We start from the raw sequence: 23,259 nt of genomic DNA on the forward strand, positions 1-23,259 counted from the left end.
GATTCCGGCGCAGACCAATCCGGACACCTTAATTTGTTGGCATAATATTTCTTATAAAACTTTTATATGTGGACGGGAGGGGACATGTCCGGCTGCCTCACATCCTGTCCGTCCCAATCCCCTGTGCGCTTTCCTGCACATCATGATCCCAACCGGATCAATCCGGGATTCCATTCATGTGTTCCGGATCATTGTGGCGGATATGATACAGTGACGCGCGACAGCTACATCGCGCGTCACTTACGTACGGTCTTTAACGGATGCTCCGGAACGCCTGCCGTTGCGATATCCTGCTGATCCTACGCGTCGTGGACCATGTCCAGATCGGCAAAGCGCGTGAACTCCCCTTCGAAGAACAGATGCACCGTCCCTGTCGGCCCATGACGCTGCTTTTCCAGGATCAGTTCCGCACGGTTGTGGGCAAGGTCCATCTTGCGCTGCCATTCCTCCATCGCGGTCTGGTACTTGTCCTGTGAGTCATAGGACGTTTCCTTGGGCTGGCGCTGCTGCAGGTAGTACTGGTCACGGTAGACGAACATCACCGCATCGGCGTCCTGCTCGATCGATCCCGATTCACGCAGGTCCGACAGCATGGGGCGCTTGTCTTCCCTGCTCTCCACCTGACGCGACAGCTGTGACAGGGCTATGACCGGCACCGACAGCTCCTTGGCCAGCGCCTTGAGGCCCTGCGTGATCATGGAGATTTCCAGCACGCGGTTTTCTGCCTTGGACCCGACTGATGGCCGCATGAGCTGCAGGTAATCGACCACCACCAGGCTCAGCCCCTTGGTGCGCGCCAGTCGGCGGCAGCGCGTACGCATGGCCGAAAGCGTGATGGCGGGCGTATCATCAATATGCAGCGGCAGTTGTGCCAGCTCGCGGCTGACCTGTACGAAGCGGTCGAATTCCTTCTGCCCCAGATCGCCCCGGCGGATCTTTTCACCCGATACGCTGGCCTGTTCGGACAGGATACGGGTGGCCAGCTGTTCGGACGACATTTCCAGCGAGAAGATGGCCACCGACCCCTTGGGCTTGGCATCGGCCGGGGCCTCCCGCGCTTCCTCCATGATCGCGCGCGCGGCGGAAAAGGCGATCTTGGTTGCCAGCGCCGTCTTGCCCATGGCCGGACGGCCGGCAAGGATCAGCAGGTCGGACGGATGCAGGCCACCGGTTTTCTTGTCCAGGTCACGCAGCCCGGTGGTCAGGCCGACCACGTCGCCGCTGCGGTTGAAGGCCTGCTGCGCAATTTCCAGCGCATCGGCCAGCGCGCGGTCAAAGGACTGGAACCCGCCATCCTGCCCCTTTTCCGTCGCCAGCTTGAACAGGGCTTCCTCGCTGGCGGCAATCTGGTTGGGGCCATCAAGGTCAGGCCGCGCGCCGAAGGCGTTGTTGACCACGTCCTGACCGATGTCGATCAACTGGCGGCGTATCCACGCATCATGGATCACGCGACCATAGTCGGCCGCGTTGATGATGCCCACCATGGAGGTCAGCAGCTTGGCCAGGTAAGCCGTGCCGCCCACGGAATCCAGCACGCCGGTATTTTCGAACTCGGCCCGCAGCGTGACCGGGTCGGCCAGCTGCCCGCCTTCGATACGGCGGGAAATGGCGTCATAGATGCGGCCATTGACCTCATCGGCGAAATGCGCGCCGGTCAGGAAGTCGGATACGCGGTCATAGGCGCGGTTATTGGTCAGCAATGCACCCAGCAGCGCCTGTTCCGCCTGCAGGTTGGCAGGCGGTAGGCGTTGCGAGACACCAAGAAGTGAGTCCTTTTGCCCGGACTCTGCGGAGGGAGGATTCTGGATCGTATTCACATCCCCATCCTACCTGATCCCCCCACGTGACAGGAAGGGGCATGATGGCCGGGGCGTCAGCCCCGCCGCGCCTGCACCAGCGATTCCGCGCGTCGGATGACGGCATGCGCCATGGCGTGGACCGTATCCGTCCCGTAGCGTTGCAGGATATCGCTGCGGGCCACCTGGCCGATCCGCGCGCACAGGTCGGGACGTGTGTAAAGGTGCAGGATCTGTGCCGCGAGCGCGTCCGGTGTCGATGCCGGCAGCAGGAAACCGTTCTGCCCATCACGGATGATATCGGGAATGGCGCCCACTGGTGTTGCAATGACCGGCAGTCCCGCCTGCATGGCTTCATGCACGGCAATGCACAGCCCTTCGAAATGGGACGGCTGGACATACACGTGCAGCCCGCGGCAGAATTCCAGCGGATCCGGCAGGAACCCCTCGAAGCTTATGGCGTCCGCGGCCGTCCGGGCCGCCAGCGCCTGCAGGGCCACCATCTGCGATCCGCTGCCACACAGCGACAGGTGAATGCGCGCATCGGGGCGCGTGGCGCGGATGATGCCCATGGCCTGCACAAGCAGCTGCATGTTCTTTTCGGGTTCCAGCCGGCCCAGTGACCCGACATGGAAGGTCGCGCCCGGCTGCCCGTTCCATGGCGTGGCGGGCGGGACGCTGGCGCTGGCCATGAACAGCGGCCAGGTACAGATCCGCTCTGGCGGCAGGCCTAGCTGGGTACGGGTGGTGCGCGCCACATATTCGGAATCCGCCACCCAGAATGCGCTCATGTCACGCGATCGGCGCAGCAGGAAGCGGTTGGCGGGCTTGAGAAACGCACTGTGCTGCCAGCTGACGACGGGAATGCGCAGCAGCCTGCCGATAACCTGACCGAACAGGGTCGCGCGCGTCAGCGATGTCCATAACAGGTCGGGCCGGTTGGCGCGGACATAACGCAACACCTCAGGCAGGGATGCGAACAGGTCGGGATCACGGTCATTGACGATGTGGTAATCGATACCCGCACCTTCCAGCCAGGCAATGGCGTTGCCCGCCTTGCGCGCCAGCGCCACGACGCGGACCTCATGCCCGCAGGCGCGCATCATCCCGATCACAGCCGGCAGTGGTCGTTCGGCGCCGCCGCCGTTCAGGCTGTTAATAAGATAGAGGATACGCATTCATTACCAACAACTGATCCGGTCAGGGTCGTTCCTGCCGTCATTTTTCGGAACCGGAACACCGGATATGCAACGGCAAGAAGGCTTAATAGGGCAGTTTTACCCATTAGAAAACAGCATGACCGGCAATATCGGTGGTAAATCGTGCGGGCATGGCCCCTGCCCTGATCAGGACCGGTCACAGATACGTTGCATTGACGGGTTGTGTGCGCTGGCGTTTCTGATTACGCGTCGTGGATACTTTCCCGTGGAAAATGGTTCATGACCGTACTCAATAATACGTCTCTGCCCCACCTGCCGGCCAATATCGTGGTGCCTGCCTATGACCGTAGCAAGGTCACACCCGGCATCGCGCATATCAGCGTGGGTAATTTCCATCGCGCCCATCAGGCGGTTTACATGGATCGCGTCCTGGCCCGCCCCGGTCAGGCCGGCTGGGGCCTGCTGGGCATCGGGTTGATGGAAAACCCGCATGAAGCCCGGAAGGCAGAGGACATGGAAGCGCAGGACTGCCTGTATTCCCTGACCGAATGCGCCCCCGACGTGCCCAACGTGGTGCGTGTGATCGGGTCCATTACGGAATATATGTATGCCCCCGCCGACCGCGCGGCCACCATTGCGCGCCTGGCTGATCCCGCGATCCGCATTGTCAGCATGACCGTGACCGAAGGCGGGTATTACGTGGATGAAAACGGCGTTTTCCCCATCGATCATCCCGTGATTGCCGAGGACCTGAAGCGCGAGGTGCCGCATACCGTGTTCGGCCTGCTGACCGAGGCGCTGCGCAGGCGTCGGGAAAGCGGTGCCGGCCCCTTCACCATCCTGTCGTGTGACAACCTGCCCCAGAACGGCCATGTCGCCCGCACGGCCTTTCTTGGCTGGGCGCGCGCGCGTGACGCGGACCTTGCGCGGTGGATGGAGGAAAACGTCACCTTCCCCTGCACCATGGTCGATCGCATCACCCCGGCCGTCCACCCCGATGATGTCCGCCGCCTGGATGCGGAAAGCGGGCTGGATGACCGTATTCCCGTCTTCTGCGAGGATTTCATCCAGTGGGTGGTCGAGGATAAATTCTGTGCCGGCCGTCCCGAACTTGACGCCGTGGGCGTACAGTTCACCGATAATGTCCAGCCATATGAGGAGGTGAAGCTGCACATGCTCAACGCCTCCCATTCGCTGCTGGGCCTGTCCGGCGTGCTGTCGGGCTATCGGGTGGTCAGTGAGATCATGGAAGACCTGAACGAGGTCACGCTGGTCGAGCAGTATCTCGCCTTTGATGCCGAGCCGCTGCTGCACGCTCCGCCAGGCATGGCGCTGACCGAATACGGCAGGCGCCTGCTGCACCGCTTCCGCAACCGGGCGATCAGCGACCAGCTCCTGCGCATTGCATCTGACAGCACGTCCAAGCTGCCCATGTTCGTCAAGAGCACAGCCATGGGTGTGATCGCGCACGGGCGGCCCGTGGAGCGCATCGCCTTTGTCGTCGCCTGTTATGCCGAATACCTGCGCGGGCATGATGACAGGGGACAGGCCTATGACATTGTCGAGCCGCACCTGACCGATGATGACCGGGTGAAGGCGGCCTCGCCCCGTCTGGAGGACGCGCTGGACATGAGTGCCTTTGCCGGGTGGGAACTGGCGGAGAATTCCGGATTCGTCCAGACCTACCTTGCCTTGCGCCAGTCCATTCGTGCCAACGGCACGCGGGCGACGCTGGCAACGGTTATATCTGGTGGGAAATAGACGTTTCAGGGGGCGTTCATGCCCTCTGAAATGTTGAGACACACGATTTATTCATCAAGTTAGGCTTGACCCGGCGGTAAGTCCTACGTTTTCTCATGGGAGAATGTTCGGACTGTATCACGGTAATCAGGAAAACTTATGAATAGCCTTATACGCTCGGCTCCCCTTCTGGTGGCTGCCATAGCCGTCTGTGCGCTGACAGGTCTGTACCTGCTGGGCGGCGGCCTGTGGCTGTGCCTTATCGGGGGTTCATTTTACTACGTTGTCGCGGGGCTTCTGCTGCTGGTCACGGCATTCCTGCTGTTCCGGCGGCAGGCATCCGCACTGACGGTCTATGCGGTGCTACTGCTTGGCACCATGGCATGGGCCGTCAACGAAGCCGGGTTTGACTTCTGGGCCCTTGCGCCGCGTGGGGATATTCTTGTTCCCATCGGTATCGTGCTGGCCCTGCCGTGGGTGACACGGCACCTTCAGCCTGCGGGCATGGCTGCGCGCGCGCCGCTGCTGGGCGCGATTGTTGCAGCTGTCGTCGTGGTGGGCATCGCCCTGACCGGCGACCCGCAGGATATTGCGGGCAACCTGCCACCGGTGGCCAGTGACGCCCCCGAACCGGGTGATGCCCACCAGATGCCCGATGGCGACTGGCAGGCATATGGCCGCACGCAGTTCGGGGACCGTTTCTCCCCGCTCCGGCAGATCAATGCGGACAACGTCAGCAGGCTGAAGGTGGCATGGACGTTCCGCACCGGCGACCTGCGTGGCCCCAATGACCCCGGTGAGATCACCGATGAGGTCACCCCCATCAAGATCCGTGATACGCTTTACCTGTGTACCCCCCACCAGATCCTGTTCGCCCTGGATGCGAAAACGGGTAAGCAGCGGTGGAAGTTCGATCCCAAGCTGGCTTACAACCCCACGTTCCAGCACCTGACCTGCCGTGGCGTGTCCTACCATGAGGACAAGGCCGACACGCAGGCTGCGGATGGCGCGACCGCGCCGGTGGAATGCGCGCGCCGCATCTTCCTGCCTACCAATGATGGCCAGCTGTTTGCGCTGGATGCCGAAACCGGTGCGCGCTGTGCCGCCTTTGGCAACAATGGCGTGGTGGACCTGCGCGATGGCATGCCGGTCAAGACGCTGGGCTTTTATGAACCGACGTCTCCCCCGGTCGTGACCGACACCACCGTGATCGTGTCCGGCGCCGTGACCGACAACTATTCCACGCATGAACCCTCTGGCGTGACGCGCGGCTTCGATGTGCATACCGGCGCGCTGAAATGGGCGTTCGACCCCGGTAATCCCGACCCGAACGAAATGCCGTCCGAACATCACACCTTCGTGCCCAATTCCCCCAATTCATGGATCACGTCGTCCTATGACGCCAACCTGGACCTGATCTACATCCCGATGGGCGTGCAGACGCCCGATATCTGGGGCGGTAACCGCGGCGCGGATGCCGAACGCTATGCCAGCTCGATCGTGGCGCTGAATGCGTCTACCGGCAAGCTGGTATGGAGCTACCAGACCGTTCACCATGACCTGTGGGACATGGACATTCCGGCCCAGCCCAGCCTGGTCGATATCCGCAACGAACAGGGCGAGGTCATTCCCACGCTGTATGCCCCGGCCAAGACCGGCAACATCTTCGTGCTGGACCGTCGTAACGGCCATCTGGTCGTGCCGGCACCCGAACGCCCCGTGCCGCAGGGGGCTGCCCCCGGTGATCACCTATCGCCCACGCAGCCCTTCTCCCAGCTGACGTTCCGTCCCAGCAAGCTGCTGACGGATGCCGATATGTGGGGTGGGACGATGTATGACCAGCTGATCTGCCGGATCATGTTCCATCGCCTGCGTTACGAAGGTACGTTCACGCCGCCTTCGCTGCAGGGCACGCTGGTGTTCCCGGGTAACCTTGGCATGTTTGAATGGGGTGGCCTTGCGGTTGATCCCGTGCGGCAGATCGCGATCGCCAATCCCATTGCCATCCCGTTCGTGTCCAAGCTGATCCCCCGCGGCCCGAACAATCCCGCAACACCTGACAAGTCCCTGCCCTCGGGCAGCGAAAGTGGCGTGCAGCCGCAGTTCGGCGTGCCGTATGGCGTGGACCTGCATCCGTTCCTGTCGCCGCTGGGCCTGCCGTGCAAGCAGCCGGCCTGGGGCTACATGTCCGGCATTGATCTGCGCACCAACAAGATCGTGTGGAAGCACCGCAACGGCACGATCCGTGACAGCGCGCCGCTGCCGCTGCCGATCAAGATGGGCGTGCCCAGCCTGGGCGGCCCCCTGACCACGGCGGGGGGCGTGGCCTTCCTGACCTCGACGCTGGATTATTACATCCGTGCGTATGACGTCACCAATGGCCGCGTCCTGTGGCAGGACCGCCTGCCTGCTGGTGGTCAGTCCACCCCCATGACCTACGCGGTGGATGGCAAGCAGTACATCGTGACCGCGGATGGCGGCCACGGGTCGTTCGGCACGAAGCTGGGTGACTATATCGTCGCCTACAGCCTGCCGGACCAGAACTGAGCATTGGAAGCCGGGGAAGGATTTTTTCCTTTCCCGGCTTGACATGACCGGCTCTATCTATATTCATCTGTATATAGATATTGCTGTAACAGGACACTGCAGACCCATTTATTCAAGGGTTTGCGGTGGTTCTGTCGTATTTAGATCATAAATAAATAAGTCTTATTACAGCTTTGATCTTACGCGCCCCCAAACGGCTTGATTAGGAAACGGTAATACAAAAGTTTCCGCCGTGGCGCCGATGTTCCCGCACATCCGGCAGTTCCGGTGCCTTCTGAATGGCGCAACAATGCGCTGTTTCGTGTGTTTCGCGCCATATCGGCACTGGAACCGGGCGGATGATACGGGGTGATATGATGACTTTCACAACCGCGAGAACATCGTGATTAAACGTATTGCAGCAGCGATTGTGGGAATCGGTGTCGCCGGCGGCGTCGGGTTCCTTGCCTATGCGTGGTATCCGGCCATTGCGCCGGTTGCTCCGCCTCCTCCTTCCTCTTTCTCCGCAGCGCAGATCGAGCGCGGGCGCGTGCTGGCCGCTGGCGGCTACTGCGCCGAATGCCACACCCGCACGGATGGCAAGCGCGGTGTCGAGCTGGCGGGCGATTACAAGATGGACACGCCCTTTGGTGCCATCTTCTCCTCCAACATCACGCCGGACCCCGAAACGGGTATCGGCCACTGGTCGGAAGCCGCCTTCAAGCGCGCCATGCGCAAGGGCATTTCGCGTGACGGCACGCAGCTTTTCCCGGCCTTCCCGTTTGACCACTTCACGCACATGACGGATCAGGACATCGATGATGTCTATGCTTTCCTCATGACGCGCGAACCGGTGCATTCGGTCAAGCGCGACAACACGGTGGGCTTCCCCTTCAACATCCGTCTGGAACAGGCGGGCTGGAAGCTTCTGTTCCTGCATGAAGGGCCGCTGAAAAACGATCCGTCGCATGATGCCGAATGGAACCGTGGCGCCTATCTGGCCGAAGGCCTGAGCCACTGTTCCGCCTGTCACACCCCGCGTAACCTCATGGGTGCGGAGAAGGCCAGCGCGCCGTATGATGGCGCCCCGGTGGACAACTGGATCGCACCGCCGCTTAACGAGCACAATCCCACTCCGGTCGTGTGGACCGAGGACGAGTATTTCAAATACCTGCGCTTTGGCTCCGCCCCGCTGCATGGCAGTGCTGCCGGTCCCATGTCGCCCGTGGTTCACGGTGGCCTGAGCGAAATGCCGGAATCCGATGTGCACGCGATCGCGCATTATCTGGCTGATATCGACCACGCCTCCTCCCGCGTAAGCCAGGATCCCAAGGCCATCGCATGGGCCATGCAGGCTTCCATGAAGGATCTGGTCGGGCCGCAGGTGAACCCGAACGCGAAGCTGTATGCCGGCGCCTGCGCCGCATGCCACGCCAATGCCGGTCCGCAGCCGGTTGAAGGCCGTCCCGACCTGGCGCTGAACAACGCGCTGTGGCTGGATGAGCCGACCAACCTGTTCCAGGTCATCCTGCGCGGGATCGGGACGACAGAAGGCATTTCCACCGTTTCCATGCCCAGTTTCTACCATTCCTTCTCGGATGCGGATCTGGCCCGCCTGGCAGCCTACCTGCGTGCGACCCGCACGACCCTGCCACCGTGGACCGATCTGGAGAAGAAGGCGGCCGAGGTTCGCAAGACCCTGCCCGTCCCCCCAGTCGCGTCGTCCCATTGAGCTGAAAGACGGAGCTAGAACATGACGACCTTTCGCCTCAATGGACGGGAAGTAACCGTTGACGTACCGGGTGATACCCCCCTGCTGTGGGTCATCCGTGACGAAGTTGGCCTGACCGGAACGAAATTCGGTTGCGGCATCGGCATGTGTGGTGCGTGCACCATCCATATCGGTGGCCGGGCCACCCGTTCCTGCGTGACCCCTATCAGTGCTGCCGAAGGCGCTGACATCACCACGATCGAAGGCATCGATCCCGAGGGTAACCACCCCGTGCAGCAGGTCTGGCGTGAAATCCAGGTGCCGCAGTGCGGCTACTGCCAGTCCGGGCAGATCATGCAGGCCATAAGCCTGCTGAAGGATTACCCCTCTCCCACGGATGAGGAAATCGATGCCGTCATGGCTGGCAGCCTGTGCCGGTGCATGACCTACATTCGCATTCGTGAGGCCATCAAGAAGGCCGCGGCCACCGCACGCGGAGATGCATCAAATGGGTAGATTAAACCGCTTCCGCCTTGGCAAGGACGGACGCCGTGAGCAGGCTTCCCTGTCACGTCGCGGCTTCCTTGTCACCTCTCTGGGCGCCGGCGTCATGTTTGGCTTCGCGCGTCCGTCATCCGCCAACCAGATTTTCCCGCTCGACCGGTCGCTGCCGGATGACGGGGCGTTCGAGCCCACCATCTGGTGTTCGATCGCACCCGATGGGGAAATTACGGTCAACATCATCCGCGCGGAAATGGGCCAGCATATCGGCACCGCCCTCGCCCGCATCATCGCGGATGAAATGGAAGCCGACTGGAGCAAGGTCCGCATCAACTATGTGGACACCGACCCCAAGTGGGGCCTGATGGTCACCGGTGGCAGCTGGTCGGTGTGGATGACATGGGATGTCTTCCGCCAGGCCGGTGCCGCAACGCGCACGGCCATGGTGGAGGAAGGTGCCCGCCTGCTGGGCACCACGCCGGACAAGTGCACCGTCGCCAACAGCATTGTCAGTGCCGGTGGCAAGCAGATCAGCTTTGGCGACATCGTGGCCAAGGGACATCCGTCCCATTCCTTCACGCCGGAGGAAATGGCCAAGCTGCCGCTCAAGCCCGCCAGCGAGCGCAGGCTGATCGGCAATGCCGAGCTCAAGGCGCTGGACATTCCCGCCAAGACCAACGGCACGGCCATCTACGGGATCGACGCCAAGGTGGAGGGCATGCTGTATGCCCGCCCCAAGATGCCACCCACGCGCTATGGCTCCAAGGTGCGGTCGGTTGACGATACCGACGCCAAGAAGATCAAGGGCTATGTCCGTTACCTGCTGATCGAGGATCCGTCCGAGGTCGTTCAGGGCTGGGTTGTGGTGCTGGCCGAAAGCTACAGCGCCGCCATCCGCGCGACGGACGCGCTGAAGGTTGACTGGACGCCGGGCGAGACGATCCACACGTCCGAACGCGACATTCAGGACCGCGGGCGCGAGTTGATCAGCAACAAGGAAGGCGGCGTCTACATCTTCAATGATGATGGCGTGGACCAGGCCTTCAGCAGTGCGCATACGGTCATGGAGCAGGAATATACCTGCGCATCCGTGCTGCATTACCAGCTGGAACCGACCAATGCGCTGGCCTTTGAAAAGGACGGCGTGTACGAAATCCATGCGGGCAACCAGTGGCAGAGCCTGATCCTGCCCACGCTGGCCAAGTCGCTGCAGGTGCCGGAATCCAAGGTCATCCTGCGCAGCTACCTGCTGGGTGGCGGGTTTGGCCGCCGTCTGAACGGGGATTACATGATCCCGGCCGCCCTTGCGTCCAAGGCGCTGGGTGGCAAGCCGGTCAAGCTGATCCTGACCCGGTCGGACGACATGCAGTTCGATTCCTTCCGTTCGCCTTCGGTCCAGCGTGTGCGCATGGCCTTTGACAGCAGCGATAAGATCACCTCCATGGATTACCAGGCCGCCGCGGGCTGGCCCACGGGTGTGATGGCCGAAGCGTTCATGGAAAAGGGCGTGGATGGCAAGCCGTATGACCAGTTCGCCATCGCTGGTGGTGATCACTGGTATGAAGTTGGCGCCTTCCGGGTGCGTGCGCTGCGCAACGACCTGGCGGAAAAGACCTTCCGTCCCGGCTGGCTGCGTTCGGTCAGCCCCGGCTGGACCAGCTGGGGGGTCGAGTGCTTCCTTGATGAGGTCGCGCATCGCCAGAAAAAGGATCCTGCCCAGTTCCGCCTTGAACTGCTGACCGCGCAGGGCCGGAACAAGGGTCAGGCACCTGATTCCGTTGGTGGCGCGCTGCGTCAGGCCGCTGTCGTGCGCAGGCTTATGGAAAAGGTGAACTGGGGCAAGACCACCCTGCCCAAGGACACGGCGATGGGCCTCGCCACCACGGCGGGACAGGAACGTGGCATGCCGACATGGATCGGCTGCGTGGCGCAGGTGCATGTGGACCGCAGCACCGGCGTGGTGACCTGCCAGAAGCTGACCATCGTCGTCGATGCCGGTACCGTCGTCGATCCCGATGGCGCGAAGGCCCAGACCGAAGGTGCTGCACTGTGGGGTCTGAGCATGGCCCTGTTCGAAAATACGGAAATCGTGAACGGCATGCCGGTTGACCGTAACCTGAACACCTACACGCCACTGCGTATTGCCGACACGCCGGAAATGGACATTGAGTTCCTGCCCAGCACCGAAAAGCCGATGGGTCTGGGTGAACCTGGCACGACGGTGGTCGGGCCTGCCATTGGCAATGCCATCTTCAACGCCGTGGGCGTACGCCTGCGTCACATGCCGGTCCGCCCGGCGGATGTTCTGCGGGGCCTGCAGAACAGCTAGGCTGTCATGGCCTGAATACGAAAAACCCCGGCATGCCTCGCATGCCGGGGTTTTTTGTTATCTGGACAGATGCGACAGTGGGGGCGTATCGCGCATCCCTGCCCTATGCCCACGGGTCTATGTCCGTTCCTAGGTGCGCGCTGTCCCTCCCCAGGCGGTCAATGGGGCCGCATGCCCATGCAGGCGGCCAGTATGGTCAGGAAACACAGCTCCGCCAGACAGATGATAAACCACTGCAGCGTCATGTACCCTCGCGGCATGGCCCCGCGCTGCCAGGCCATGCGTTCCACCACGGCGGTGGCGGCGAATCCTGCGATCAGGATCAGCAGTCCGATCAGTTCGTGCACCGTGGCAAAGCACAGCCCCACCCAGCCAGTGACGGCAGGTGCGCCCCCCATGGCAAGGCGCAGGTTGGTCAGGCGCTGCGTGCCGCCGGCGGGAATGATGTCCGGCCGTTCCAGCGCCAGCCCCCAGTGGACCGCGCCAAGGAAGGACAGCATGACCGCGCCATATCCTACTGCCGCCGTCAGCAGGCGGGGCGTATGGTCGGGTGTGAGGAACAGGATCGCGCATGTGCAGCCAACCAGTGGCAGCAGGCTTGCCAGCGCGGTGACGATGGCAAGCAGTGGCAGGCGTTTCACGGCGGGTCTCTCCTATCTTGTCATGTTGTGCATAGCCTGCTCTGGCATGATGCGTCGCATCTGTTATCGTGGGGCAGGATATGCATGCGGTCGTATGCCGTATCCCCATAATGTCAAATCTGAGGAAACAGATACCATGAGCGCCATTATCGATATCATCGCCCGTGAAATACTTGACAGCCGCGGCAACCCCACCATCGAGGTGGATGTCGAACTGGCGTCTGGCGCAAAAGGCCGGGCTGCCGTCCCTTCGGGCGCGTCCACCGGCGCGCATGAAGCTGTTGAACTGCGTGATGGCGACCCCAAGCGCTATGGCGGCAAGGGCGAGCTCAAGGCGGCAAGCCATGTCGAGCATGAGATCCTTGAAGCCCTGCAGGGTGTGGAGTCGACCGATCAGGTCGCCATTGACGAGGCGATGATCGACCTCGATGGCACACCCAACAAGTCCCGTCTGGGTGCGAACGCGATTCTGGGCGTATCCCTGGCCGTGGCCGTGGCCAAGGCCTCGGCCGAGGAACTGCAGACCCCGCTGTACCGCTATGTCGGCGGCGTGTACGCCCGCACCCTGCCGGTGCCGATGATGAACATCATCAACGGTGGCCAGCATGCCGATAACCCCATCGACATCCAGGAATTCATGATCCAGCCGGTGGGCGCTCCCACGGTGACCGATGCGATCCGCATGGGATCGGAAATCTTTGCCCAGCTCAAGAAAAGCCTGTCAGGTGCGGGGTACAACACCAATGTTGGTGATGAAGGCGGGTTTGCGCCCGCGCTGAAATCCGCCGATGAGGCACTGGGCTTCATGATGCGTGCGGTCGAGGCCGCAGGCTACAGGCCCGGCGATGACGTGACCTTCGCACTCGATTGCGCCGCGACCGAGTTTTACAGGAATGGCCGCTATGAACTGAAGGGCGAGGACAGGAGCCTCGACGCCGCTGGCATGATCGCCTATCTGGCCGACCTGTCTGCACGCTATCCCATCATCTCGATCGAGGATGGTCTGGCGGAAGATGACTGGGAAGGCTGGGCTGAACTGACTGCCAACCTGGGGCATAAGCTGCAGCTCGTGGGTGACGATCTGTTCGTGACCAATCCCGACCGCCTGCGTCGGGGCATCAAGGCGGGTGTTGCCAATTCGCTTCTGGTCAAGGTCAACCAGATCGGCACGCTGAGCGAGACGCTGGAAGCCGTGCAGATGGCTCAGCATGCCGGTTACACGGCGGTGATGAGCCACCGCTCCGGGGAGACGGAAGACAGCACCATTGCCGATCTGGCGGTGGCGACCAATTGCGGGCAGATCAAGACCGGTTCCCTGTCGCGTTCGGACCGGACCGCGAAATACAACCAGCTGATCCGTATCGAGAACGAACTGGCCACGGCGGCCCGCTATGCCGGGCGTACGATCCTGAAGAACGGGTGACACGCCATGCCGGACGGGGTAATTCCGTCCGGCAACAGGGCACGGCAGGGAAAGGAATACGATGCAGCTGGGTAAGATCATACGGCGCGTGATGGGCGCCACCATTCCCCCTGCCCTGTTTATCGGGCTTACGGCCTATTTCGGCTGGAATGTCATGCGGGGTGAACATGGGCTGCACAGCTATGCTGCACAGCTGCACCTGCTGGATGAAGCGCGTTCCGCGCAGAAGGATGCGGCTGCGGAACAGGAAGTATGGTTGCGCCGCGTGCGCGGGCTGAAGGAGGGCGCGCTGGATACCGACCTGCTGGATGAACGCGCGCGCTCCATGCAGAACCTTGCCCGGCAGGACGAAATTGTCGTCCCCTATGGTGAGCACGACCATTTGTACTGACCGCCCGCGTGGCAGGCACAAAAAAAAACCCGGGAACGTCCCGGGGTTTTTTTGTATCCGTCTGCGCGGAAGATTATTTGATCTTCGCTTCGCGGAAGGCCACGTGCTTGCGGGCGACGGGGTCGTATTTGCGCATTTCCATCTTGCCGGTCTGGGCGCGGGCATTCTTCTTGGTCACATAGAAGTAGCCGGTGTCCGCCGTGGAGACGAGTTTGATCTGGATGGTGTTGGTCTTGGCCATGATATCCTCAGCACTGCTTTGCCGCTGCTGGAACATTCAGGTACAGCAGTGGTTCAAGTGGGCGGAAAATGCGCATACACAAGGCGCAGGTCAAGCACCCCAACCGATATTTCTGATTAAATTCGCCCATAATGGGTAAAAAAGGAGTGCAGAGCACGATGTTGAGCGTCCCGGAAGCGCGCGAACGGATTCTGGACGGGGTGTTTCCCCTCCCTGCCGAGGTCGTGGCCCTGACCGATGCCTGCGGGCGTGTCAGCGCGGCCCCCGTCATCTCACGGCTGTCCAATCCCCCGGCCGATGTCTCGTCCATGGACGGGTATGCCGTGCGCGCGGCGGACCTGTCGGCACAGGGCACGCGCCTCACCTGTATCGGGTCGGCGCCTGCGGGTCATCCTTTTGCAGGGCAGGTCGGACCGGGGGAATGCGTGCGCATATTCACCGGCGCGGTCGTGCCGACTGGTGCGGATGCGATCCTGATACAGGAAAACGCACAGGCCGAAGGGAAGTCCGTGACCACCACCACCACCCTTGCGTCCGGCACCTATATCCGGCGGAAGGGGCAGGACTTTGCCGAAGGTCAGGACATCATTCCCGCAGGTCGCAGGCTGTCCGCGCGTGACATCGGCCTTGCTGCTGCTGCAAACCGTCCCTGGCTGCAGGTAACCCGCCGCCCGCGCGTGGCCATTGCCGCGACAGGGGACGAACTGCTGCTGCCCGGTAGCGGGCTCGGAACGGGACAGATCGCCAACTCCAATACCCCCATGCTGGCCGCCCTGCTGCGTGCGGCGGCCGCCGAACCGGTCATGCTGCCGGTCCTGCGCGATGACATGGCCGACCTTGCCACGCTGGAACGCATGGTTGATGGGGTGGACATGCTGCTGACCGCGGGCGGCGCCAGTGTGGGCAGCCATGATCTTGTACGGCGTGGGCTGGAACAGGTCGGGCTGAAAACAGATTTCTGGAAAATCGCCATGCGGCCGGGCCGTCCGCTTATGTATGGCCATCTGGGGCGCCTGCCTTTTATCGGCCTGCCGGGCAATCCCGTGGCGGCGTTTGTCTGTTCGGTCGTGTTTGTCCTGCCTGCCCTGCGTCGCATGGCAGGGCTTGCCATGCCGGTCATGCCGCCGGAGCATGCAGTCCTGGGGGCGGATGTGCCGGAAAACGACCGGCGCATGGACCATCTGCGTGCGCGTCTGGACCATGACGGGAACGGGCGGCTGGTGGCCACGCCCTTCCCTGTGCAGGATTCGGCCATGTTGCATGTGCTGGCCGAAAGTGCGGCGCTTGTCCTGCGTGCACCCAATGCGCCACCGGCGAAGGCTGGCGATCCGTGCGAGATCATCCGTATCGACCGCGTTCTGGAATAGGTGTTGGATGCCGGTTGACGGAGCGTGTGGAACCAATATAGAACACGAGACAGGTTTTTGATTTGTTCCATCGCGTTTCGGACCCGGCGACAGCGCCGGCGGCAAAAGGACATGTGGCATGCTCACAAAGAAACAACATGAGCTTTTGCTGTTTATTGACGGCCATCTGCGCAGGACGGGTTTTTCCCCATCGTTTGATGAGATGAAGGATGCGCTGGGCCTGCGCTCCAAATCCGGGATTCACCGCCTGATCTCGGCGCTGGAGGAACGGGGCTTCCTGCACCGCAGGCATCATCGCGCCCGTGCGCTGGAAATCCTGCGCCTGCCTGATATCGATGTGCCGCCCCCGCCTACCCCGTCCGATTCGCCCACGCCTGTACCGGACAACGTGCCTGCCCCTGCGATACTGGCGGGCGTGGTGGACGTGCCCTTTGTGGGGCGCATCGCCGCAGGCAACCCCATTGAGGCGATTACGCCGGAAACCACCCGCATTACCGTCCCGGCCGACATGCTGGGCAAGGCCAGCCATTATGCACTGGAGGTCACGGGCGATTCCATGCAGGAAGCGGGCATTCTGGATGGTGACATGGTCATCATCCGTGAAGGCGCGCAGGCCAGTGACGGGCAGATCGTCGTCGCCCTGATTGATGGGGAGGAAGTCACGCTCAAGCGCCTGCGGCGTGAAGGCGGCGATATTGCGCTGATCCCCGCCAACAGCCTGTATGAAACCCGGGTACTGCCGGCCGGCCGGGTCAGTGTACAGGGTACGCTTGCGGGCCTGATCCGCCGTTACTAGGGCACGTCCCGCACCATCTGATCCCATGTGGGCAGTCGGGCGGCCAGTTGCGCTATTGCTTCCGGCCCCATGGGGACAACTGTTGGAAATTCGGCCAGTATGCGCACCTGGCCATGGCGTTCAATGGCGCTGCGCCCGTGAGGTTCGGGTGGACCGTTCAGGATCACACCCGCCACATGCAGCCCCCGCGCGCGCAGTGCCGCAAGGCTAAGCAGCGTATGGTTGATCGTTCCAAGCTGGCTGCGGGCCACCAGCACCACCGGCAGGGCCAGCCGGACCATGAGGTCGATCATCAGGTAATTTTCGGCAATCGGCACAAACACGCCGCCCGCCCCTTCCACAACCAGCGGCCTGTCACTGGCCGTATGGCGTGGCAATGTGATCATGGCGGGGTCAATGCGGGTATGGGCTACGGATGCTGCGTCCTCGGGCGAAAGGGAGGCCCCGAATGTGGCGGCGGGCGGATGGATACGCGCGGGTTCCAGACCTGCCAGATGCTGCACGCCCGTGCTGTCGGACGGGGCGTCGTCCGTACCGCTCTGCAATGGTTTCCAGTATGAGGCGTTCCAGGCACGTACCAGTGCGGCGGATGTCACCGTCTTGCCTACATCCGTATCCGTTCCGGTGACGAACACGCCCGGCCACGCCGCCCGGCGGAACAGCCCGTAGCCAACATGGTATGAAACGGCGAACGGGCCACCTGTTCCCGCCGCCTCCAGCACATGGCGCAACTGTGTGCCCGTCGCGGGGGGATGCTCCACATGCGTGGCCCCGATGGCACGCAGTTCCCGCACGAACGTCAGTGGGGAGGTCGGGGTATCCACAATTTCGGCATCCTGCCACAGCCCTGCGCCACATGCGGGCCATTCGGCCTGTAGCTGGTCTGCGCTCGGATACTCTGGCATGGGGCACATCACCCCTGCCCGTGCATATGCTTCCCGCCATTGCCTGAAGCTGCCCACGCATAGCGTGGTCATCGCCATCAGTCCTCCCGGCGCCAGCAGGTCCGCCAGACCGCGCAGTGTGCGCGTGCGATCCGGGAACCACTGCATGGCCATGCTGGAACAGATCAGGTCAAACGGTCCCTTTACATCCGGGGCTTCGGCATCCATGTGGTGCAGCACCAGCCGCGCGTCATCGGGCATATGCCCGGCCACACGGTCCAGCATGGCGGGCGCTATATCGGTGGCGGTGATATGGGCGGCAGGGAACAGTCTGCGGAGCTCCCCGGTCAGGAATCCTGTTCCGCAGCCGACTTCCAGAATGCGCGCGGGCGGCGTATCGGCATGCCGGGAGGCAATGCGGCGTGCCAGTTCGGTTGCGGCAATGCGCTGGATGCGGGCGGCCTGATCATATCCCCGTGCCGCGCCAAAGCGGGTGGCGATGCGGTCCTTGCTGGTCATCATGCGGTTATCCGTCGGGTCATGCCCGTAATGGCCCGGGCGCAGGTGGTGGCATGGGTCAGGGGCAGCAGGTGCCCCCCATCCAGCCATTGGGGAGTGTCCACACCGCTTCCCGGCGTAAAGCAGGCACGGGTCAGGGTCGGGGGCGCAATGGCGTCTTCTGTCCCGGCAATGACGTGAACCGGGCACGTGGCCTGTTTCAGGTCATTCCTGCAATCCATGTCCATCAGGGCCTGTAGTCCCTGCTCCAGCCGATCGCGTTCAATGTGGGGTGGCAGTGGGGTATCAATGCCGGCCCGCAGGCGGAAGCTGTGCAGCAGGCCTTCGGGCTCCCGCAGCAGTCCGGCACGCATGCGTTCGATGACGCGCCGTGGAATACCACGGGGGAAGTCCGTTGCCGACCCGAACCGGCTGAAACCGTTTATTAGCACCAGCCCACGACACAGGGGGCCATGATGGCGCAGCAGCCAGAGCGCGCCAAGGGAATGCCCCACGGCAACATAGGGAACCTGTGGCAGGTCCATGGCGGGACGTGGACCGAAAAAGCCGAAATCCAGACACCGGCTTTGTATCGGGCCAAGGGCGGCACGGATCGTATCCCAGAATGACGGATCGAAGGCCCAGCCGTGCACGAGTACGACGGGCAGCGATGGGGCCTGCATGCTCACGCACTCTCCCGCGCGGCATGGGTGATGGCAGTAGCCAGCTGGTCAATCATGCTGTCGGAATGGGCCGCACTCAGCGCCAGCCGTATGCGACTGCCATTGGGGGGTACTGTGGGGGGACGTATGGCGGTAGCCAGAATGCCACAGGATTCAAGCCGGGCCGCGAACGCCAGCGCGCGTGTCGCCTCCCCCATCATGATCGGTATGATCTGCGTGGTGGACGGGCCGGACGTCAGGCCACACCTTTGAATGACATTGCGGATATGGGTGGCATTGCGCGCAAGCCGTGCCCGCGCGTCGTCCAGTGTGGGTACAAGTTCCAGCGCCGCGTCCATTGCCCCCAGAACCGCGGGTGGCGGGGCAGTCGTGAACACGAACCCCGAACATGCATTGACCAGCCAGTCACATAATGCCCGCGATCCGGCCACATATGCCCCGAAGCTGCCCAGCGCCTTACTGAACGTCCCCATCACCAGATCAATTTCATGTTCCGCGCACAGCCCGCGTCCCTGCGGGCCAAGTACGCCGGTGGCATGGGCTTCATCAACATAGGTAAACGCGCCATGCCGCCGGGCAATCGCCGCCAGCCGTGCAATGTCGGTGCGGTCGCCATCCATGCTGAACACGCTTTCGGTCACGATCACCCGCATGGCGTGATCGTCGCCGGCATGGCGGTCCAGCAGGCTGTCCAGATGGTCCAGGTCGTTATGGCGGAAACGGATCTGCCGCACCCCGGCGGCCATGCAGCCCTGATGCAGGCTGGCATGGTTCAGCCGGTCAGTGAAAACCTGCGGCGGCGCGCCCTGCTCTGCTGCCAGCCGCAGCAGCGCCGACAGGACCGACGCATTGGCCTGCCATCCGCTGGCCAGGATAACCGCAGCTTCGCACCCCTTGAATGCCGCCAGCCGTGTCTCGACGTGCATATGGCGCGGGCTGGTTCCGGTGACCAGGCGCGATGCGCCAGACCCGGTGCCATCAAGTCGCAGCCATTCGGAAGCCCGCGCCACCAGTGCAGGATGGTGGGACAGGCCCAGATAGTCATTGGATGAGAAATTGACCAGTTCCCGCCCGTCGCGGATGACGGTGGCTGCCCCCACATGCTGGACGGGACGCAGCACACGACGGGTATGCGTATCTGCCATATGGTCGAGCGCGGTCTGGAAAATTGGATCAAAACGGGCCATGAAGCGCATTCTCCTGCCGGAGCATGCTGCCCCGGTCAATCCCGCCGACGCAATATCACGGAGTGGTCGCATGCATGGACCCCAATGGCTGGAACGCGGCATGACGCATGTCTGGCTGCCTTATGCCCAGATGCAGACAGCCCTTCCCCCCCTGCCTGCCGTCAGCACGCAGGGGCGCACCATTACGCTGGCGGACGGGTCGGAACTGATTGATGGCATCGCATCATGGTGGACGGCCTGCCATGGTTACAACCATCCTCATATCCGCGCCGCGGTCAGTGACCAGCTTGGACGTATGCCGCATGTCATGTTCGGTGGTCTGGCCAATGCGCCTGCACTGACACTGGCCAGCCGTCTGGCCGCCATGCTGCCGGGGGATCTGGAGCGGGTTTTCTTTACCGATTCCGGTTCCGTTGCGGTCGAGGTCGCGATGAAAATGGCCATCCAGTACTGGCTGAACCGTGGTCGGACGGGACGGACGAAGCTGGTGGCTTTCCGTGGCGGCTACCATGGCGACACAATGGCCACCATGGCCGTGTGCGATCCGGAGGAAGGCATGCATTCCCTGTATCAGGGTGCGTTACCGGAGCACTTCATCGCCGACCTGCCTGTCGATGCATCCAGCACCCGGGCGCTGGATGCATTACTGGCGCAATCGGGCGACAGTATTGCCGCGATTATTGTCGAGCCACTGGTACAGGGCGCAGGCGGCATGCTGTTTCATTCCCCTGATGTGCTGCGCACCCTGCGCATGTTGGCCGACAGGCATGGCGTGTTGCTGATACTGGATGAAATCTTTACCGGCTTTGGTCGCACGGGCAGCATGTTTGCATGTGAACAGGCCGGAATCGTGCCGGATATCATTACCCTGTCGAAGGCACTGACGGCGGGGACGATGGCGCTGGCGGCGACTGTTGCGCGCACGCATGTGTTCGACGCGTTCCTATCGGATAATCCGATGCATGCGCTCATGCATGGGCCGACCTTCATGGCCAACGCCATGGCCTGCGCCTGCGCCAATGCCTCGCTGGACCTGTTTGAACGAGAGGACTGGCAGGAGCGGGTGGCACGGATCGCACGGCAGATGCGTACGGAGCTGGAACCGTGTCGTAGCCTGCCCCATGTGGTGGACGTGCGCGTGATGGGTGCGATCGGCGTGGTGGAACTGGACCGCATACGTGACATGAATGCCCTGAAGACCGCCCTGATCGGACAGGGGGTCTGGGTACGTCCATTCCGCCATGTCGTCTATCTGACGCCAGCTTTTAACATAACCGCGTCCGAACTGGGGAAACTGACGGCCGCCATCCGGACCGTGCTGGCGCATCCGGTGTAAGCGGGCCCCGTATCCGCGCTAGGCCATTGGGGACGGATCTGGTATAGAAAAGACATGACTTTTTTTCAGCATCGATCCTGGCGCATGACAAATCATGACAGCAAACGGCAGATCGTGCTGAAGATCCTGTCGGACGGGAAAGCCCGTTCAGTGCGGGAAATTGGTGATCTGTTCCCTGAACTGGGCACCTATCACGCCCGGCTGGCATTGCAGGCGCTGCGTAATCAGGGACTGGTCACGGTGGAAGATGCCCCGGACGCCAGCGATGGGCGCAAGCGCAAGGTCTGGCGTCTGGTCGACACACGTAACCGCGACTGATCCATAATGCCCCGCCCGACCGGGCGGACGGGGCTGTTCCCGTTCAGGACGGGGTGGATTCCAGTTCTTCCTTCTTTTCAACCGGGGGTTTGGCACGGCTGTTCCGGCGGGGCGCACGCGGTGCTGGCGCTGGTGCCGGTTCGCTGGCCACGGTCGGCTGCGGGGCGGTTTCTGCAGGTTCGGCTGCCTGCTGTGGCTGGGGGGCGGCCTGTTCGGCACTGTCGTCACTGGTGGCGTCAGTGGGCTGGCGATTGTCAGCGGGTCGCTGCTGGCGGGCGGCCATGCGTTCCTGACGTTCCTGCTGGCTCTGCTGTGCCGCCTGCGTCATCGCGTTGAGAATGCGGAAGTAATGTTCGGCATGCTGGAAATAGGCTTCCGCCATCACGCGGTCGCCCGTGCTGCTGGCATCGCGGCCCAGCTGCAGATATTTCTCAAACAGTTGCTGCGCCGTGCCGCGCACACGCAGGTCAGGCCCGTTGCTGTCGAATACATGGTTGCGGTTTAACGGGATCTGGCCATTGTTATGGCGCACGCTTCCGCCATTGCTGCCGCCCGAACGATTGTGACGACCTCGCATGCGTTTCATGTTCATAAGCTGTCGCAGCACTTTCCTGTTGCCGGTCGCCGGCGCTGCCCTGGACCGTGGGACGATCTGGCCGTCCCGTCTGTTGCCATAGTGGTTGTCCGGTATGATACCGGACACGGATCCCTGCGCATGGCGGAACCATTCCGGTTCATGACGCCAGCTTTTCTGTTTTGCAATCGGGATCGCCCGCGCGGAAACGGAACAGCAAAATGGGTATGGTGTTCGTGTTCCCTGCGCCTTGGCAATATAACCCGCCTGTTTCTGTCTGCCAAATTATTTTTTCACGACCAGCGCCCGGCCTATTCCCCCCAGATCAGGGCGGATTTCCAGCACATGCAGCCCGCACAGGCGCATGATGGCGGGCACGCTCTTATCCTGGCCAATGCCCAGTTCCAGCACCGCAATTCCGCCGGGCGCCAGCAGGTCAGGTAGTATCGCGGCCAGCGCCCGATAGGCAACCAGTCCATCGGCCCCGCCATCCAGTGCGCGCGCCGGTTCGTGGAGCACGACTTCAGGCATGAGCCCGTTCAGGTCGGCATGTGGAATATAGGGTGGATTGCTCAGGATCAGGTCGAACGGCCCGGCAATGCCATCGGCCCAGTTGCCGCACAGCATGGCCGCGCGCGCTGCAAGCCTGTTGCGCGCGGCGTTACGTGCCGCAAGGCGCGCGGCATTGGGGTTGAGATCGGTGCCCGTTCCGACGGCCTGCGGATATTCCGCCAGTACTGCCAGCAGCAGGCAGCCTGTGCCTGTCCCGATATCCAGCACGCGCAATGGGGCGTTACGGTCCGGCAGATGGTCCAGAACTGCCTCTACCAGTGTTTCCGTATCCGCGCGCGGGATCAGCGTTGCGGGTGAAACCGCGATGTCCAGCGACCAGAACCCCGTATGCCCGGTAATATAGGCCATCGGTTCATGGTTCAGGCGGCGGTGCAGGGTCTGCACAAAGATCGCATGGGCAGCGGGTGGCAGCGTATCGATGCGCAGCAGGCCCGCAAGGTCGGTGTCCGCCGCATGGGCTGCCAGAAGCCGGGCCTCGCGCTGGGGGGCGTCAACTCCGGCGGCGCGCAGGCAGGCAGTGGCTTCAGACAGAAGATGGCGTAAATTTGCGGGCGCCTGCGTCATGGCATCTTTCATCGTGGCTG

Annotated in this window: 20 protein-coding genes; 11 read left to right on the forward strand and 9 right to left on the reverse strand. The window is 62.5% G+C overall.

Annotation, left to right across the window (positions count from 1 at the left end; all coding sequences use genetic code 11):
* Window positions 1-299: 299 nt before the first annotated feature.
* Window positions 300-1,817, reverse strand: a complete 1,518-nt coding sequence (locus tag CFR80_RS04825) for a replicative DNA helicase (protein ID WP_010513480.1) — start codon at window positions 1,815-1,817, stop codon at window positions 300-302.
* A gap of 56 nt (window positions 1,818-1,873) precedes the next feature.
* Window positions 1,874-2,974, reverse strand: coding sequence for a glycosyltransferase family 4 protein (locus CFR80_RS04830; protein ID WP_110507124.1), 1,101 nt, complete (start codon window positions 2,972-2,974; stop codon window positions 1,874-1,876).
* Window positions 2,975-3,235: 261 nt separating this feature from the next.
* Between CFR80_RS04830 and CFR80_RS04835 the strand changes: the two genes are divergently transcribed.
* The 5 genes from CFR80_RS04835 (at window position 3,236) to CFR80_RS04855 (ending at window position 11,763) form a co-directional block, all read left to right on the forward strand.
* A complete protein-coding gene (locus tag CFR80_RS04835; RefSeq protein WP_010513477.1) occupies window positions 3,236-4,717 on the forward strand; it encodes a mannitol dehydrogenase family protein in 1,482 nt (493 codons plus the stop codon).
* A 138-nt stretch (window positions 4,718-4,855) separates the two neighbouring features.
* Window positions 4,856-7,243 (forward strand): glucose/quinate/shikimate family membrane-bound PQQ-dependent dehydrogenase, encoded by a 2,388-nt coding sequence (locus CFR80_RS04840; protein WP_010513476.1) that lies wholly within the window; start codon window positions 4,856-4,858, stop codon window positions 7,241-7,243.
* 382 nt (window positions 7,244-7,625) lie between these two features.
* Window positions 7,626-8,954 (forward strand): cytochrome c, encoded by a 1,329-nt coding sequence (locus CFR80_RS04845; RefSeq protein ID WP_029329308.1) that lies wholly within the window; start codon window positions 7,626-7,628, stop codon window positions 8,952-8,954.
* Between the two features lie 21 nt (window positions 8,955-8,975).
* The gene (locus CFR80_RS04850; RefSeq protein WP_010513474.1) at window positions 8,976-9,449 is read left to right on the forward strand and encodes a (2Fe-2S)-binding protein; all 474 of its coding nucleotides are present in this window, start codon (window positions 8,976-8,978) and stop codon (window positions 9,447-9,449) included.
* Window positions 9,442-11,763: a xanthine dehydrogenase family protein molybdopterin-binding subunit gene (locus tag CFR80_RS04855; protein ID WP_010513473.1), complete on the forward strand. Its 2,322-nt coding sequence runs from the start codon at window positions 9,442-9,444 to the stop codon at window positions 11,761-11,763. The genes CFR80_RS04850 and CFR80_RS04855 overlap by 8 nt, the downstream gene beginning before the upstream one ends.
* A gap of 158 nt (window positions 11,764-11,921) precedes the next feature.
* On the opposite strand, the gene CFR80_RS04860 is transcribed toward CFR80_RS04855, so the two are convergent.
* Window positions 11,922-12,404, reverse strand: coding sequence for a DUF3429 domain-containing protein (locus CFR80_RS04860; RefSeq protein ID WP_010513472.1), 483 nt, complete (start codon window positions 12,402-12,404; stop codon window positions 11,922-11,924).
* 136 nt (window positions 12,405-12,540) lie between these two features.
* On the opposite strand from CFR80_RS04860, the gene eno reads away from it, so the two are divergent.
* Complete coding sequence (gene eno, locus CFR80_RS04865; RefSeq protein WP_110507138.1) at window positions 12,541-13,827, forward strand: phosphopyruvate hydratase; 1,287 nt, start codon at window positions 12,541-12,543, stop codon at window positions 13,825-13,827.
* Window positions 13,828-13,888: 61 nt separating this feature from the next.
* The gene (locus CFR80_RS04870; RefSeq protein WP_010513470.1) at window positions 13,889-14,218 is read left to right on the forward strand and encodes an FtsB family cell division protein; all 330 of its coding nucleotides are present in this window, start codon (window positions 13,889-13,891) and stop codon (window positions 14,216-14,218) included.
* Between the two features lie 73 nt (window positions 14,219-14,291).
* On the opposite strand, the gene rpmG is transcribed toward CFR80_RS04870, so the two are convergent.
* Window positions 14,292-14,459 carry a 50S ribosomal protein L33 gene (rpmG, locus tag CFR80_RS04875; protein WP_003620129.1) on the reverse strand — a complete coding sequence of 56 codons (168 nt, stop codon included), beginning with the start codon at window positions 14,457-14,459 and terminating at the stop codon, window positions 14,292-14,294.
* Between the two features lie 158 nt (window positions 14,460-14,617).
* Between rpmG and CFR80_RS04880 the strand changes: the two genes are divergently transcribed.
* Window positions 14,618-15,826 carry a molybdopterin molybdotransferase MoeA gene (locus tag CFR80_RS04880; protein ID WP_110507125.1) on the forward strand — a complete coding sequence of 403 codons (1,209 nt, stop codon included), beginning with the start codon at window positions 14,618-14,620 and terminating at the stop codon, window positions 15,824-15,826.
* Between the two features lie 118 nt (window positions 15,827-15,944).
* Window positions 15,945-16,622: a transcriptional repressor LexA gene (gene lexA / locus CFR80_RS04885; RefSeq protein WP_029329307.1), complete on the forward strand. Its 678-nt coding sequence runs from the start codon at window positions 15,945-15,947 to the stop codon at window positions 16,620-16,622.
* On the opposite strand, the gene bioD is transcribed toward lexA, so the two are convergent.
* Genes bioD through CFR80_RS04900 form a run of 3 tightly spaced genes read right to left on the reverse strand, consistent with a single transcriptional unit; the run spans window position 16,619 to window position 19,883 of the window.
* On the reverse strand, window positions 16,619-18,025 hold the full coding sequence (gene bioD / locus CFR80_RS04890) for a dethiobiotin synthase (protein ID WP_029329306.1): 1,407 nt from the start codon (window positions 18,023-18,025) through the stop codon (window positions 16,619-16,621). The two genes, lexA and bioD, sit on opposite strands and share 4 nt — an antisense overlap.
* Complete coding sequence (locus CFR80_RS04895) at window positions 18,025-18,687, reverse strand: alpha/beta fold hydrolase (protein ID WP_010513466.1); 663 nt, start codon at window positions 18,685-18,687, stop codon at window positions 18,025-18,027. The genes bioD and CFR80_RS04895 overlap by 1 nt, the downstream gene beginning before the upstream one ends.
* A gap of 2 nt (window positions 18,688-18,689) precedes the next feature.
* Complete coding sequence (locus CFR80_RS04900; RefSeq protein WP_042658776.1) at window positions 18,690-19,883, reverse strand: aminotransferase class I/II-fold pyridoxal phosphate-dependent enzyme; 1,194 nt, start codon at window positions 19,881-19,883, stop codon at window positions 18,690-18,692.
* Window positions 19,884-19,944: 61 nt separating this feature from the next.
* Between CFR80_RS04900 and CFR80_RS04905 the strand changes: the two genes are divergently transcribed.
* The gene (locus tag CFR80_RS04905; RefSeq protein ID WP_029329305.1) at window positions 19,945-21,210 is read left to right on the forward strand and encodes an adenosylmethionine--8-amino-7-oxononanoate transaminase; all 1,266 of its coding nucleotides are present in this window, start codon (window positions 19,945-19,947) and stop codon (window positions 21,208-21,210) included.
* 54 nt (window positions 21,211-21,264) lie between these two features.
* Entirely contained in the window at window positions 21,265-21,528 is a 264-nt protein-coding gene (locus tag CFR80_RS04910) for a hypothetical protein (protein WP_010513463.1), read from the forward strand.
* A gap of 43 nt (window positions 21,529-21,571) precedes the next feature.
* Here the strand turns inward: CFR80_RS04910 and CFR80_RS04915 are convergent, their stop codons facing one another.
* Window positions 21,572-22,120: a DUF4167 domain-containing protein gene (locus CFR80_RS04915; protein ID WP_010513462.1), complete on the reverse strand. Its 549-nt coding sequence runs from the start codon at window positions 22,118-22,120 to the stop codon at window positions 21,572-21,574.
* A gap of 267 nt (window positions 22,121-22,387) precedes the next feature.
* On the reverse strand, window positions 22,388-23,251 hold the full coding sequence (gene prmC / locus CFR80_RS04920) for a peptide chain release factor N(5)-glutamine methyltransferase (RefSeq protein ID WP_010513461.1): 864 nt from the start codon (window positions 23,249-23,251) through the stop codon (window positions 22,388-22,390).
* Window positions 23,252-23,259 lie beyond the last annotated feature (8 nt).

The organism is Komagataeibacter oboediens (genome assembly GCF_003207815.1).
GTDB lineage: Bacteria > Pseudomonadota > Alphaproteobacteria > Acetobacterales > Acetobacteraceae > Komagataeibacter > Komagataeibacter oboediens.